Source organism: Amycolatopsis sp. NPDC048633, from assembly GCF_040650695.1.
In the GTDB taxonomy this organism is placed as follows: Bacteria; Actinomycetota; Actinomycetes; order Mycobacteriales; family Pseudonocardiaceae; genus Amycolatopsis.
In genome coordinates, this window is record NZ_JBEZHS010000006.1 from 230,555 (window position 1) to 244,079 (window position 13,525).

Below are 13,525 nucleotides of genomic sequence, written 5' to 3' on the forward strand. Positions count from 1 at the left end.
CGAACCCCATGCGCATCCGCAGTCTCGCCTACGTCGGACTGTCCACAAGGGAGCTCGCGGCCTGGGAGACCTTCGCCGCGGACGTCCTGGGCCTGCCCGGCGAGCAGGCCGGCGACGGGCGCCTGCTGCTGCGCATGGACGAGCGGGCCTACCGCTTCGACGTGCGCCACGGCGAGAGCGAAGCGCTGTCCTGGCTGGGCTGGGAGGTGGCGAGCGCCGCCGACCTGGCCTCGCTCGAACACGAGCTGGCCGCGGCCGGCGTCGCGGTGACCCGGGCGACCGCCGCCGAGTGCGCCGACCGGCGCGTCGCCGGCATGCTCTGGCTGGAGGACCCGTCGGGGCTGCGCCACGAGCTGTTCTACGGGCAGGAGGCCGACTTCCGGCCGCTGCGCCTGACCCGGACGCTGGCCGGCTATCGGACCGGCGAGCACGGGATGGGCCACGCCGTCGTCGGCGTCACGAACTACGCCGAAACGCTCTCGTTCCTGGTGGACACGCTCGGGTTCGGCGTCAGCGACACGTTCAAGGGCTTCATCGCGTTCCTGCACTGCAACCCGCGTCACCACTCCATCGCGCTGGTGGAGACCGACGAGCCCGGCCTGCGGCACATCATGCTGGAGACGACGACGCTCGACGACGTCGGCTCGACCATCGACGTCGCCTTCGAGCGCGGCATCGTCACCCGCACGCTGGGCCGGCACACCAACGACCGGGCCGTGTCGTTCTACCTCGAAACGCCGTCGGGCTGGGAGGTCGAGTACGGCTGGGACGGACTCGACGTCGACACCGCCGACTGGTCGACGCGGCAGCTGGCCGGGCCGACCAGCCTGTGGGGGCACCACCACGTAAACGGCAACGAGATCAAGACCTCATGACGCCGGACGCCATCGACCCGGACATCACCAAGCTGTCCGGGTGGCAGCGGGAGTGGGTCAAGGCCGCCCGCGCCGCGGTCGACGAAGAAGAGCTGGCGCTGCTGTGCCAGGCGGCCACCGACATCCCCAGCCCGACCGGCTGCGAGCGGGAGCTGGCCGAGTACTTCCGCGACGTGATGACCTCGGCCGGGATCGACAGCCGGGTGCAGGCCATCGACGAACGCCAGGCCAACCTCGTCACCCGGGTCGGCACCGGCCGCACGGGCGCGCAGCTGCTCGTGCTGGCGCCGCTCGACACCGCGTTCGCGCCGGGGCCGGAGGACGCGCCGTGGCTCGGGGAACGGCCCCGCGACGACTTCACGCTGCCCGCGCAGCGGTACGTCGACAAGATCGTCGGGCTCGGCGCGGAGAACCCCAAGGCGTTCGCCTGCTGCGCGCTGGCCGCCGCGCTCGCCGTGCACCGCTCCGGCGTGCCGCTGGACGGGCAGCTGGTGGTCGCGCTGGTCGGCGGCAGCATGCCGGTGCTGGCCGGGGAGCAGTCCTCGCGGCGCAACTCCGGCATGGGCGTCGGCACCCAGTTCCTGATGGACCACGGCCAGTGCTCCTCGGACCTCGCGATCGTGCTCAAGCCGGGCTACTCGGTGGTGCACGAAGAGGTCGGGTTCGCGATTTTCCGCGTCGTCGTGCGCGGTTCGGTCGGCTACACCGGCAGCCGGCACAAGGGGCACTACAACAACGCGATCCTCGCCGGCGCCCGGATGATCGGGCGGCTGGAGACCTGGTTCGCCGAGTACACCGCGCGCAACTCCTCGGGCCAGGTGGCGCCGCAGGGCGCGGTCACCGCGATCCGGGCCGGCGACGGGACCAAGCCGGCGTTCAACCCGCAGACCTGCGAGTTCTGGGTCGACCTGCGGGTCAACCCGCGCACCACGGTCAACGACGTGGCCGGCCAGTTCGAGGCGATCGTCGCCGAGCTGCGGGCGTCGGAGCCGGCCGTCGGGATCGAGGTCGAGCTGGTGGCCGGCCAGGCGGGCTCGGCCACACCCGCCGACAGCCCGGTCGTCACCCGGCTGGTCCGGGCCTGGGAAGACGTCGAGGGGCGGCCGCACGTGCCGGGCAAGCCGGGCAGCGGGCTGTCCGACGGCGGCGTGCTGCGCCGCCACGGCATCCCGACCGCGCGGATCGGCCTGCCGATGCCCGCCGTCCCCGGCCCCTTCGAAGGGTTTTCCATGGGCGTCGCGGACCTGCCCGCCATGCGCCGGCTGGTCGACCTGCTGGTCGGCGTGGTGGTGGACGTGACCACCCGGCAGCGCGCCGAACTGCGTGAGCCTCCCGCGAGCAGTCGAGGAGACAATTGATGACCGACGTAATGCCTCCTGTTGACGACGAACAGGTCCGCCCGGCGCGGCGGCAGGCTACCGTCGGCGGCCCCGGCCGCCGGGACTGGTCGACCTGGCCGCGTTACGAGAAGGCGGCGCTCGGCTTCCGCGAGTACTGGTACCCGGTGGCGTGGTCGCGCAAGATCGGCAAGAAGCCCCGCGCGATCCAGGTGCTCGGCGAGAAGATCATGCTGATCCGCGACGGCGGCGAGGTCCGCGCGCTGCACGACCGCTGCCCGCACCGCGGGGTCCCGCTGAGCCACAAGATGTCTTCGCAGGAGTTCCCCGGCACGTGGAGCTGCTGCTACCACGGCTGGACGTTCGACCTGGAGACCGGCGTGCTGGTCGCCGCGATCACCGACGGCCCGGAGTCGCCGATCTGCGGCAAGGTCACCGTGCGCACCTACCCGGTCGAAGAGGCCCGCGGCCTGGTCTGGGTGTGGCTGGGCGACGGCCCGGCCCGCCCGTTCGCCGACGACGTCCCGGAGGAGCTGCTCGACCCGGACGCGGTCGTCGTCGGCCGCATCACCGTGCGGGACGGCAACTGGCGCTTCGGCGCGGAGAACGGCTTCGACGACGGTCACGCGAAATGGCTGCACCGCAACGCGTTGTGGACCAAGCGGGTCAAGATGCCGGTGTGGAGCGAGATGAAGGTCATCCGCGACGGACCGTGGATCACCCGCCGCAAGGACAAGATGCACTACAGCGCGTCGTTCCCCGGCCTCGGCGACTTCCCGAAGAAGTCGTGGTACCGGCGGCGCGAGGGCAACAAGACCAAGGTGTCGCTGCGGCTGCCGGGCACGCTGCGGGTGAAGTACGCGGAGTGGTCGCACTTCGAGTGGTGGGTCGCCGCGACCGCGGAGGACCACACGTACGTCCAGCTCGCCGTGATGAACCAGGGCAAGTGGCGCAACCGCAGGTTCTGGTTCTACTACTGGACTTGGGCGCGCTGGGTGTTCCACGGCATGTTCAACGACGAGGACCGGCTGATGGTGGAGGTCACCGACGCTCCGCCGGAGCGGCTGTACCGCCCCGACGTCTCGCTGACCGAATGGCGGCGGATGGTCGAGGAGGAGGCCCGGCGCGGCCCGGTCGAGGAAGTCAAGGAGCGTCAGGCCGAGAAGAGGCGGGCGAAGCATGACTGAGCCTTTCCGGCTGGTGGTCGGGATGTCCGGCTCGAGCGGGGCGATCTACGGGATCCGCCTGCTGGAGATCCTCAAGGGCATGCCGGAGGTCGAGACGCACCTGGTGGTGACGCCGGCGGCCCGGCAGACGATCGCCTTCGAGACCGACTGGAAGCCTTCGGACGTCTCCTCCCTCGCGGATTTCACTTACCGGCCGGGTGACATCGCGGCGCCGATCTCGAGCGGGTCGTTCCCGATCGACGCGATGATCGTGCTGCCGTGCTCGGTGCGTTCGCTCGGGGCGATTGCCTGGTCGCAGAACGACAGCCTGCTGGTGCGGGCGGCTGACGTGACGTTGAAGGAGCGGCGGAAGCTGGTGGTCGCGCTGCGCGAGACGCCGTTGCACCTGGGGCACTTGCGCGCGATGACCCAGGTTACGGAGATGGGCGGGATTCTGGCGCCGCTGATGCCGGCGTTCTACGGACGCCCTGCGACGCTCGGCGACTTGGTGGATCACCAGGTGGGCCGGCTGTGCGACCTGCTGGGGATCAAGCCGCCGGACGAGCTGGTCGAACGCTGGCACGGCCCCGCGACCCACTGACCGGCTCCGTGCCCGGATGGCATGAACGACTCTTTCATGTCGTCCGGCGCCGTGAAAGAGTCGTTCATGACGTTCCGGACCGGCCACGAAACCCGCGCCCGGCAACCGAAAAGGCCCCCTCCGCCGCAGGGGGCCTTCTTCGTGGGTGGTGGAAGATCGCCCCCACTGGTCTCGATGCCGGTGAGGGCGACCTTCAGTCCAGATAGGACGTCAACGCGTCCCCGTCCTCCAGCAGCCCGCGGTGGTCCACCCGCTCCACCACTTCCGGCGGCACCCGGCACGAAGGCGGGAAGACCGCCGGGGGCACGGGCTTCGTGCAGTCGAAGATCAGCTTCGTCTCCATCGGGCCCTTCTCCTCGCGGTTGTGCCCGTAGGTCACCGGGTTGAGCTGGCCGCCGAGGAAACCCGGCATGATCGTCAGGTCGCGGTCGGCCTGGAAGCGCGTCGCCAGGCACCAGAGCGTCTCGACCTCGTTGAACACGTCGACGTCGTCGTCGACCACGAACACGTGCTTGAGCAGGGGATCCACCGCCAGCGCGGCGCAGGCCGCGAGCTTCGGCTCACCTTCCACGCGCTTGCTCATCGACATGTACAGGTGCGAGCGGGCCATGCCGGACAGCGGCAGGTGCACACCCGTCACCGTCGGGACCGCTTCCTTGACCCGGCGGTAGATGCTGCCCATCCGGGGGAGCCCGCCCAGCATGCTGTGCTCGGTGTGGGCGTTGAACACGTCGACGAAGATGGGCTTGCGGCGCATGGTGATCGCGGTGATCTTCACGTACGGTTGCGGGCCGGTCCGGGTGTAGAACCGCGGGTACTCGCCGAACGGGCCCTCGACGGCCGTCGCGTCGGGGTCGGTGTCGATCACGCCCTCGATGACGATCTCCGCGCGGGCCGGCACCTCGAGGTCGACCGTCTTGCAGGGCACCATCTCCAGCGGCTCGCCGAGCAGGCCGCCGACGACGTCGAGCTCGCCGCCGATGCCCTCCAGCTTGGACACCGCGCCCATCAGCAGGGCCGGGTGGTGGCCGATGACCAGCGCCACCTCCATCGGCTTCTTCTGCTCGCGCAGCTTGCGCAGCACGTAAGCCGTGTGGTGCGCGGGGTTGACCTGGATGCCGACCTGGTCGCGGCCCTGCTGCTGGTGGCGGAAGATGCCCGCGTTGATCTTGCCGCTGTCCGGGTCGCGGCAGATGGTCACCGCCGAGGTGATGTACTTGCCCGCGTCCAGCTCCTGGTGCTTGAGCAGGGGCAGCAGGCCGACGTCGATGTCGTCGCCGGTGAGCACGACCTCCTGCACCGGGGCGGTGTCCACCGTGACCGGCTTGATCCCGGACCCCTCCCGGAGCGCGTATTCGGGCACCATCGAGTGCACGTTCGAGCCGATGCTGCGCGCGAGCCGCTCGTAGGTGCCGTGCAGGTTGATCAGCAGCGGGATCTCGGAGCCGCCGACGTTCTCGAACAGCACGGCGGGGAACCCGGGGTAGGCCGGGTCGTCCTCGAGCTTGTCGACGAGGGCGGTGACCTCGAACTCGGGGTCGACCTCCTTGCGCACGACCTTCACCTGCTCCGGCGTCGCCGAGTTCAGCTCGGCCAGGAATGTCCGCAGATCCTTTGCCATCAAACGCCTTCCGTTCGCACGTGGCTCGCGATCCGAGTATCGGCCCCGGTCGGGGGACCGGCGGGGCGCGCACGGCAAGAACTAGGGGAATGCTTCGTCCTGACTCCGGGGTGACGCCGGGCGGGGGTCGCGCGGTGCTAAATGGTCTCGTCCACGAAGCCGCGCGTCGTCGTACGTCAGGAGAACGACATGACCGTAACCGCAGCGCCGCCCCGCGAAGCCGCGGCGGCCGAACTGGCCCGGTCCTGGGCCGAGGACCCCCGATGGCGCGGAGTCCGCCGGGACTACACCGCCGAGGACGTCCTGCGGCTGCGCGGCAGCGTGACCGAAGAGCACACGCTCGCCCGCCTGGGCGCGGAGCGGCTCTGGAGCCTCCTGCACACCGAGGACTACGTCCACTCGCTGGGCGCGCTGACCGGCAACCAGGCCGTGCAGCAGGTGCGCGCGGGCCTCAAGGCCATCTACCTCTCCGGCTGGCAGGTCGCCGCCGACGCCAACCTGTCCGGCCACACCTACCCGGACCAGAGCCTCTACCCGGCCAACTCGGTCCCGCAGGTCGTGCGCCGGATCAACAACGCGCTGCTGCGCGCCGACCAGATCAGCTGGGCCGAGGACGAGCAGGGCGCCCCGCACTGGCTGGCGCCGATCGTCGCGGACGCCGAAGCCGGCTTCGGTGGCGTGCTCAACGCCTTCGAACTGATGAAGGGCATGATCGCCGGCGGTGCCGCCGGCGTGCACTGGGAAGACCAGCTGGCCGCGGAGAAGAAGTGCGGCCACCTCGGCGGCAAGGTGCTCATCCCGACCTCCCAGCACGTCCGCACGCTGCAGGCCGCGCGCCTCGCGGCCGACGTCTGCGACGTCCCGAGCCTCGTCATCGCCCGCACCGACGCCCAGGCCGCGAACCTCATCACCAGCGACGTCGACGACCGCGACAAGCCGTTCCTGACCGGCGAGCGCACCCCCGAGGGCTACCACCGCGTGCGCGGCGGCATCGAACCCTGCGTCGCGCGCGGCCTCGCCTACGCGCCGTACGCCGACCTGCTGTGGATGGAGACGTCCAAGCCGGACCTCGAGGTCGCCCGCCAGTTCGCCGAGGCGATCAAGGCCGAGTACCCCGACCAGCTGCTGGCCTACAACTGCTCGCCGTCGTTCAACTGGAAGCAGCACCTCGACGACGCGACGATCGCGAAGTTCCAGCGCGAGCTGGGGCACATGGGCTACAAGTTCCAGTTCATCACCCTCGCCGGTTTCCACGCGCTGAACCACTCGATGTTCGCCCTGGCGCGCGACTACGCCGACGAAGGCATGACGGCCTACGTCGAGCTCCAGGAACGCGAGTTCGCCGCCGAGGCCGCCGGCTACACCGCGACGCGCCACCAGCGCGAGGTCGGCACCGGCTACTTCGACCTGGTCAGCACGGTCGTCAACCCGTCGAGCAACACCGTCGCGCTGATGGACTCCACGGAGAAGTCGCAATTCTACTGAGCAGGCACCCCATAATTCTGAGGGTTTCCCCAAACGACTTCGTGCTAGAAACGAATTGACGACACATCAGCCACGCGAAAATGGAATTCAGGACGGTTGCCCATGCGCATGCCCGAGAACCTCGAAGACATGGTTTACGGAGTCTATGGAACCACTGAAATCGCGGTGAAGCCATGCCCGTTCACGCAGGCCGAGATCGATGAGCTCGAGACCAGCAACGAAATGCTCATCTACGTGCCCCAGGAGATCTCCGAGGCGCAGATGATCGAGACCGGGAAGCTGAACACCAACTTCCGCTGGGAAGTCGAGCAGAACATGATCAAGAGCCCGATGACCGACGAGTCGCACTGGCTCGTCTGCTCGGCCTCGCCGATCCCCGAGATGCTCGGCCAGAGCACCCAGGCCATCTCCCGCGTGTACGACGAAGAAGGCCTCGACGGCATGGACTTCCGCCGTTACCTGGCCTTCGTGCTCACCTACCGTCACATGACCAACGAGTACCCCGACTACCGCCAGTGGTGCCTGCTCGTCGGCGGCCACTACGACCGCAGCGGCATCTCGCTGGTCGGCTTCGACAAGTTCGGCAACTTCGGCCACCACGGCTGGATGAAGAACTTCAAGGCCAAGATGTCCGGCGGCCGGTACGTCGCGTTCGCCCCGCGCAAGCACATCAACGCCGAGACCGAGCGCCTCGAGCGCCCCCGCCGTGGCTCGCGCAACAAGGCCACGCACGACGCGGGCACCGACTGACCCGGAAATCCGAATTCCCCAGCACAACCCTGTGCGTGGATCTGTGCCGTCACTGGAGGAAGAAATGGCAGACGACGAGCGCGTGGACATCACGCGAAAGCTCGTTGAGTTCGTCGAGAAGCACCTGTTGGACGGCAAGGACGTGGGGGAACTGACCACCACCACGCCGTTGCTGGACTGGGGCCTGCTCAACTCGATCGAAACCACCCGGCTGGTCGCCTACCTCCGTGAGGAGTTCTCCGTGCGGGTTCCCCCCACGGAGATGGTGGCCCGGCACTTCAAGGACATCGAAAGCATCGCCGACCTGGTGACTTCGCTGCGCGCCCCGGTCGCCTGACCCCCTGTTTCGTTTCCAGAACGGAGAACCAGTGTCTTACGACTACGATGTCGGCATCATCGGCGGCGGCCCGGCCGGTTCCACGGCGGCGTCCTACCTCGCCAAGGCCGGCCTTTCGGTGGTGGTCTTCGAGGGTGACACCTTCCCTCGCGAGCACGTCGGCGAGTCCCTCGTCCCCGCGGTCATCCCCGTGATGCACGACATCGGGGTCATCGGGAAGGTCGAAGCGGCCGGCTTCCCCCGCAAGTACGGTGCGGCGTGGACGTCTTCGGACACCCGCCCGACCAGCACGCTCGACTTCGACGCCGGCTCGCACGGCCTCGGCGTGGCGGAGATCGCCTACGAGGAGCGTGACCAGAACGGCGTGGACCGCGTCTACGCCTGGCATGTCGACCGCGGCCAGTTCGACTCGCTGCTGCTCAAGCACTCCGAGGAGCTCGGCGCCAAGGTCTACCAGGGCGTCCGCGTCAACCGGGTCGACTTCACCGACCGCGACCGGCCGGTGCTGCAGGCCAAGATCGGTGACCAGCCCCTGGAGGTCGCCGTCCGCGTCGTGCTCGACGCGTCCGGCCGCCAGACCCTGCTGGGTCAGCAGCTCAAGGTCAAGGTGCCGGACAAGGTGTTCAACCAGTACGCCGTGCACACCTGGTTCGAGGGCCTCGACCGCGCGTCGCTGGCGCGCCGTCCCGAGGACGCGGACTACATCCACGTGCACTTCCTGCCGCAGGAGAACACCTGGGTCTGGCAGATCCCGATCACCGAGACCATCACCTCGATCGGCGTCGTCACCCAGAAGGAGAAGTTCAAGGAGCACAAGGACGACCTCGAGGGCTTCTTCTGGAACTCCGTCGGCACCCGGCCGGAGATGCTGGACGCGCTGAAGAACGCCAAGCGCGTGCGGAAGTTCAAGACCGAGGGCGACTACAGCTACGGCATGAAGCAGATCGCCGGTGACTCGCTGGTGCTCATCGGCGACGCCGCCCGCTTCGTCGACCCGATCTTCTCCAGCGGTGTCAGCGTCGCGATGAACAGCGCCCGCCTGGCGGCCAAGGACGTCATCGCCGCGCACCAGGCCGGCGACTTCCGCCGCGAGCGGTTCGACAACTACGTCAACACGCTCCGCAAGGGCGTCAACATCTGGTACGACTTCATCTCGATGTACTACCGGCTGAACGTGCTGTTCACCGCGTTCATCGATGACGACCGCTACCGCAAGGACGTCATCCAGATGCTCCAGGGCGACGTCTACGACGCCGAGGAGCCGGCGGCCCTGACCGCGATGAAGGAGTACGTCGCCGCCGTCGAGGCCGACCCCACGCACCTGTGGCACGGGCACCTCGGCAGCCTCAAGGCCTCTTCTTCGGCACTGGCCCTGTTCTAGGAACGCACCAGGTCGTCGCGGCGTGGCCGTCCCCACGGGAGTTCCGTGTGGACGGCCACGTCCGTGCCCGGCCCACCCCACCCGCGGCTGATCGGAGAAGGCCAGTCATGTCATCGCTCGACGAGCGGACCACCGAGTCCGCCGCGCCCCCCACCCGGAAGGGCCGGACGTGGATCTCCTACCTGGCCATGGTGGTCCTGCCGGTCGTGGCCGCCTTCTTCCTGCTGCGCACCGGCGGCGGTGACGGCCACGCCCCGACCGGGCACACCGGCGGAGCGGCCGACCCGGTGGCCAAGCTGCTGTTCGCCCTGCCGGTGATCTTCCTGGCCTGCCGGCTGCTCTCGGCGGTCGCGAAGCGGCTGGCGCAGCCCACGGTGATCGGCGAGATCTTCGCCGGGATCCTGCTCGGGCCGTCGTTCCTCGGCTGGGTGTGGCCCGCGGCCTACCACTGGATCTTCCCCGACTTCCTGGCCTCGACGATCAACACGTTCGCCCAGATCGGGCTCGTGATCTTCATGTTCCTGGTCGGCTACGAGCTGGACGTCGAACTGGTCCGCCGCCGCAGCAAGGCCGCGGTGCTGGTGAGCCACGTCAGCGTCGCGATCCCGTTCCTGTCCGGCGTGGTCCTCGCGTTCGTCCTGCACCCGACCCTCGGCGCCGGCGTCGCCCGCCTGCCGTTCGCCCTGTTCCTCGCCATCTCGATGAGCATCACCGCGTTCCCCGTGCTGGCCCGGATCATCACCGACCGCAAGATGACGAAGCTGCCGATCGCCGCGCTGGCGCTCAGCTGCGCCGCCGTCGACGACATCACCGCGTGGTGCCTGCTGGCGCTCGTGGTCGCCATCGCCAGCGCGACCTCCATGGCCGCCACGCTGGTGACCGTGGGGCTCACGATCGCGTTCTTCGCGTTCATGCTGTTCATCGTGCGCCCGCTGCTGCGCCGGCTGTTCGCGCCGACGGAGCAGGGCCAGAAGGCGCTGCCGACCACGGCGGTGGTGTCCGTGCTCCTGGCCGGGCTGCTGCTGTCCGCGCTGGCCACCAACGCCATCGGCATCCACCCGATCTTCGGCGCGTTCCTCTTCGGCGCCGTGACGCCGCGCGGTTCGCTGCCGATCCGCCAAGCCACCGAACAGATGCACGCGCTGACGGTCACGCTGCTGCTGCCGCTGTTCTTCGTCTACACCGGACTTCGCACGAAGTTCGACCTGATCGGCTCCGACCCGACGCTGTGGCTCTGGTGCCTGCTGATCGTCGCCGTGGCGATGCTGGGCAAGTGGGGCGGGAGCCTGATCGCCGCGCGGCTGTCCGGCATCGGCAGGCGGGACGCGTGGTCACTGGGCGCGTTGATGAACTGCCGGGGGCTCACCGAGCTGGCGGTGCTGAACATCGGGCTCGACCTCAAGGTGATCAGCCCGACGATGTTCGCGATGCTGGTGGTCATGACCCTGGTCACCACCGTGGCCACCTCGCCCGCGCTCTCGCTGATCGAACGCTACAAGCGCCGGGGCCTGCCCGCGGAGCCCCTTCCCGCCGCGTAGGAGCTGGTCATGACCGAAGCACGTGACATCGCTTTTCTGCCTTACCCGGCCTACGGGCACATGACCCCGGCGCTGCCGGTGGTCGCCGAGCTCGTCCGTCGCGGGCACCGGGTCACCTGCTTCACGTCCGACGAGTTCGCGGACCGGGTCGTCGCGATCGGCGCCCGGGCCGCGGCTTACGGCTGCGACCTGTCCACCGCGCAGCCGGACATCACCGACGCCGACGAGGCCGCCAAGGCGCCGCTGCACCTGCTGGAACAGAGCATGGCGGTGCTGCCCGCCGTGGAGCGCGTCTTCGACCGGTGCGCGCCGGACCTGCTGGTCTACGACACGACGCTGTGGGCGCCGGGGCGGCTGCTGGCCCGCAAGCACGCGCTGCCGACGGTGCAGCTCTCGGCCACCGTGGCGTCCAACGAGCACTTCTCGCTCACCAAGGAGAACCAGACCTTCGGCGAGGCGGTCGACCCGGCGCACCCGGCGATCGCCCGGTTCGTGACGCGCCTGGGCGAGCACCTGGCCGCCCACGGCCTCGGGGACCTGACCCTGGAGGAGTTCTTCACCGGGGGCGACGAGTTCACGCTGGTCTTCCTGCCGCGGGCGTTCCAGCCGGCCGGTGAAACCTTCGACGAGCGGTTCGCCTTCGTGGGGCCGTCGGCCGGTTCGCCGTCCGGGGCGTGGCGACCGCCCGCCGACGGCCGGCCGGTCGTGCTGATCACCCTGGGCACCACCGTCAACGACCGGCCGGAGTTCTTCCGCACCTGCGCCGAAGCCTTCGCGGACCTGCCGTGGCAGGTGGTGCTCACCCTGGGCAAGCGGGTGGACCCGGCGACGCTGGGGCCGCTTCCGGCCCATGTGGAGGCCCACCGGTGGGTCGCGCACGGCGACGTCCTGCCGCACTGCTCGGTGTTCCTCTGCCAGGGCGGGATGGGCAGCCTGATGGAGTCGCTGTCCTTCGGCGTGCCCGTGATCGCCGTGCCGCACCACCCCGAGCAGCACATCAACGCCCGGCAGATCCGGCGCCTCGGCCTGGGTGCCTCGCTGGACAAGGAAACCGTGACCGCCGAACGGATCCGGGACGCGGTGCTCACCGTCGACCAGGACGACGCCGTGCGCCGGCGCGTCCAGCTCATGAAGCGCGAGGTGCACGCCGCGGGCGGGGCGGTCCGCGCCGCCGACGAGATCGAGGCCAGGGTCGCCGCCGCGAACCTGACCGGAGGGAGCCGGAAGTGACCGAGCCGTCGCCGTTGCCCGTCAAGCGGAGCTGCCCGTTCGACCCGCCCGACGAATACCGGGCGCTGCCGGGGATCAGCCCTCTCGCGTTCGACGTCAGTCCCGGCCCGGCCACCGGCTGGCTGGTGACCAAGCTGTCCGACGTCCGCGCGGTGCTGGCCGACGCCCGGTTCAGCCACCGCAACGACCTCGTCGCGCTCGCGGTGCCGCCACCGTTCCCGATGGACACCTACGCGCCCGAACCGGCCGCGCCCGGCGCGTTCCCCAAGATGGACGGCGCGGACCACGCGCGGTACCGGAAGCTGATCGCGAAGTACTTCACCGTGCGGCGCACCCGGGAGCTGGTCCCGGCCGCGGAACGGATCGCCGGCGAGCTGCTGGACGCGATGGCCGCGAACGGTACCGAAGCCGAGCTGGTCGCCGCGTACGCCGAGCCGCTGGCCACCCGGCTGATGTGCGAGCTGGTCGGCGTGCCCGAGACGGACCGCGAAGAACTGCTGCACCACCTGAACGTCGTGGCCCGGATGCGGTACTCGCTGGAAGAGCTGATCGCCGCGATCACCGTGGTCGGCGGCACGCTGGAGAGGCTCGTCGACGCGGCGTTCGACGACCCGGGCGACGACATGCTCGGCGAGCTGGCCCGCACCGGCGAACTGGACCGGCCGGAGCTGGTGAACCTGGCCTGGGCGCTCGTCGGCGGCGGGTTCGACACGACGACCAACATGCTGGCCCTGGGCACCTTCGCGCTGTTCGAGCACCGCGACCAGCTCGAGCGGCTGCGGGCCGAGCCGGCGTTGTGGCCCAACGCCGTCGAAGAGCTGCTGCGCTACCTGACGGTCTCGCACCTCGGCGCGAGCCGGGCGGCGCTGGCCGACGTCGAGCTGGGGGAGCAGGTGATCCGCGAGGGCGAGACGGTGGTCGTCGCGCTCCCGGCGGCCAACCGCGACCCCGAGCGCTTCCCGGACCCCGACCGGTTCGACATCACCCGGGTGACCCAGGGCCACGTCGCGTTCGGCCACGGCGTCCACCAGTGCATCGGCCAGCACCTGGCCCGCTTCACGATGCAGGTGGGGTTCCAGGCCCTCTTCACGCGCTTCCCGGCGCTCCGGCTGGCGGTTCCGCAGGAGCAGGTCCCCCTGCGCGACGACATGCTGCACTACGGCGTCCACGCGCTTCCCGTCACCTGGACCTCCTGAGTCCTCTA

12 protein-coding genes are annotated in these 13,525 nt (G+C 69.7%); 11 read left to right on the top strand and 1 reads right to left on the bottom strand.

What is annotated here, in order from left to right; all coding sequences use genetic code 11:
* Positions 1-8: 8 nt before the first annotated feature.
* The 4 genes from AB0C38_RS15390 to AB0C38_RS15405 are packed head-to-tail and all read left to right on the top strand — an operon-like array spanning position 9 to position 3,979.
* Positions 9-875, top strand: coding sequence for a VOC family protein (locus AB0C38_RS15390; protein WP_360672571.1), 867 nt, complete (start codon positions 9-11; stop codon positions 873-875).
* Positions 872-2,233: a peptidase dimerization domain-containing protein gene (locus AB0C38_RS15395; protein WP_360672574.1), complete on the top strand. Its 1,362-nt coding sequence runs from the start codon at positions 872-874 to the stop codon at positions 2,231-2,233. Before AB0C38_RS15390 ends, AB0C38_RS15395 begins: the two co-directional genes overlap by 4 nt.
* Positions 2,233-3,399 (top strand): aromatic ring-hydroxylating dioxygenase subunit alpha, encoded by a 1,167-nt coding sequence (locus AB0C38_RS15400; RefSeq protein ID WP_360672577.1) that lies wholly within the window; start codon positions 2,233-2,235, stop codon positions 3,397-3,399. The genes AB0C38_RS15395 and AB0C38_RS15400 overlap by 1 nt, the downstream gene beginning before the upstream one ends.
* Positions 3,392-3,979 (top strand): UbiX family flavin prenyltransferase, encoded by a 588-nt coding sequence (locus tag AB0C38_RS15405; RefSeq protein WP_360672580.1) that lies wholly within the window; start codon positions 3,392-3,394, stop codon positions 3,977-3,979. Before AB0C38_RS15400 ends, AB0C38_RS15405 begins: the two co-directional genes overlap by 8 nt.
* Before the next feature lie 193 nt (positions 3,980-4,172).
* Here AB0C38_RS15405 and AB0C38_RS15410 read toward each other — a convergent pair whose 3' ends face one another.
* Positions 4,173-5,600: a UbiD family decarboxylase gene (locus AB0C38_RS15410; protein ID WP_360672583.1), complete on the bottom strand. Its 1,428-nt coding sequence runs from the start codon at positions 5,598-5,600 to the stop codon at positions 4,173-4,175.
* A gap of 189 nt (positions 5,601-5,789) precedes the next feature.
* On the opposite strand from AB0C38_RS15410, the gene aceA reads away from it, so the two are divergent.
* The 7 genes from aceA to AB0C38_RS15445 all read left to right on the top strand — a co-directional run bounded on the left by aceA (position 5,790) and on the right by AB0C38_RS15445 (position 13,517).
* Complete coding sequence (gene aceA / locus AB0C38_RS15415) at positions 5,790-7,085, top strand: isocitrate lyase (protein ID WP_360672586.1); 1,296 nt, start codon at positions 5,790-5,792, stop codon at positions 7,083-7,085.
* A 129-nt stretch (positions 7,086-7,214) separates the two neighbouring features.
* Positions 7,215-7,835, top strand: coding sequence for a hypothetical protein (locus tag AB0C38_RS15420; protein WP_360672589.1), 621 nt, complete (start codon positions 7,215-7,217; stop codon positions 7,833-7,835).
* Between the two features lie 64 nt (positions 7,836-7,899).
* On the top strand, positions 7,900-8,172 hold the full coding sequence (locus AB0C38_RS15425; protein ID WP_155545874.1) for an acyl carrier protein: 273 nt from the start codon (positions 7,900-7,902) through the stop codon (positions 8,170-8,172).
* Positions 8,173-8,203: 31 nt separating this feature from the next.
* On the top strand, positions 8,204-9,553 hold the full coding sequence (locus tag AB0C38_RS15430; protein WP_360672591.1) for an NAD(P)/FAD-dependent oxidoreductase: 1,350 nt from the start codon (positions 8,204-8,206) through the stop codon (positions 9,551-9,553).
* A 107-nt stretch (positions 9,554-9,660) separates the two neighbouring features.
* Positions 9,661-11,091 (top strand): cation:proton antiporter, encoded by a 1,431-nt coding sequence (locus AB0C38_RS15435; RefSeq protein ID WP_360672594.1) that lies wholly within the window; start codon positions 9,661-9,663, stop codon positions 11,089-11,091.
* Positions 11,092-11,100: 9 nt separating this feature from the next.
* Complete coding sequence (locus AB0C38_RS15440; RefSeq protein WP_360672597.1) at positions 11,101-12,321, top strand: macrolide family glycosyltransferase; 1,221 nt, start codon at positions 11,101-11,103, stop codon at positions 12,319-12,321.
* A complete protein-coding gene (locus tag AB0C38_RS15445; RefSeq protein ID WP_360672599.1) occupies positions 12,318-13,517 on the top strand; it encodes a cytochrome P450 in 1,200 nt (399 codons plus the stop codon). Before AB0C38_RS15440 ends, AB0C38_RS15445 begins: the two co-directional genes overlap by 4 nt.
* The last annotated feature ends 8 nt before the right edge of the window (positions 13,518-13,525 follow it).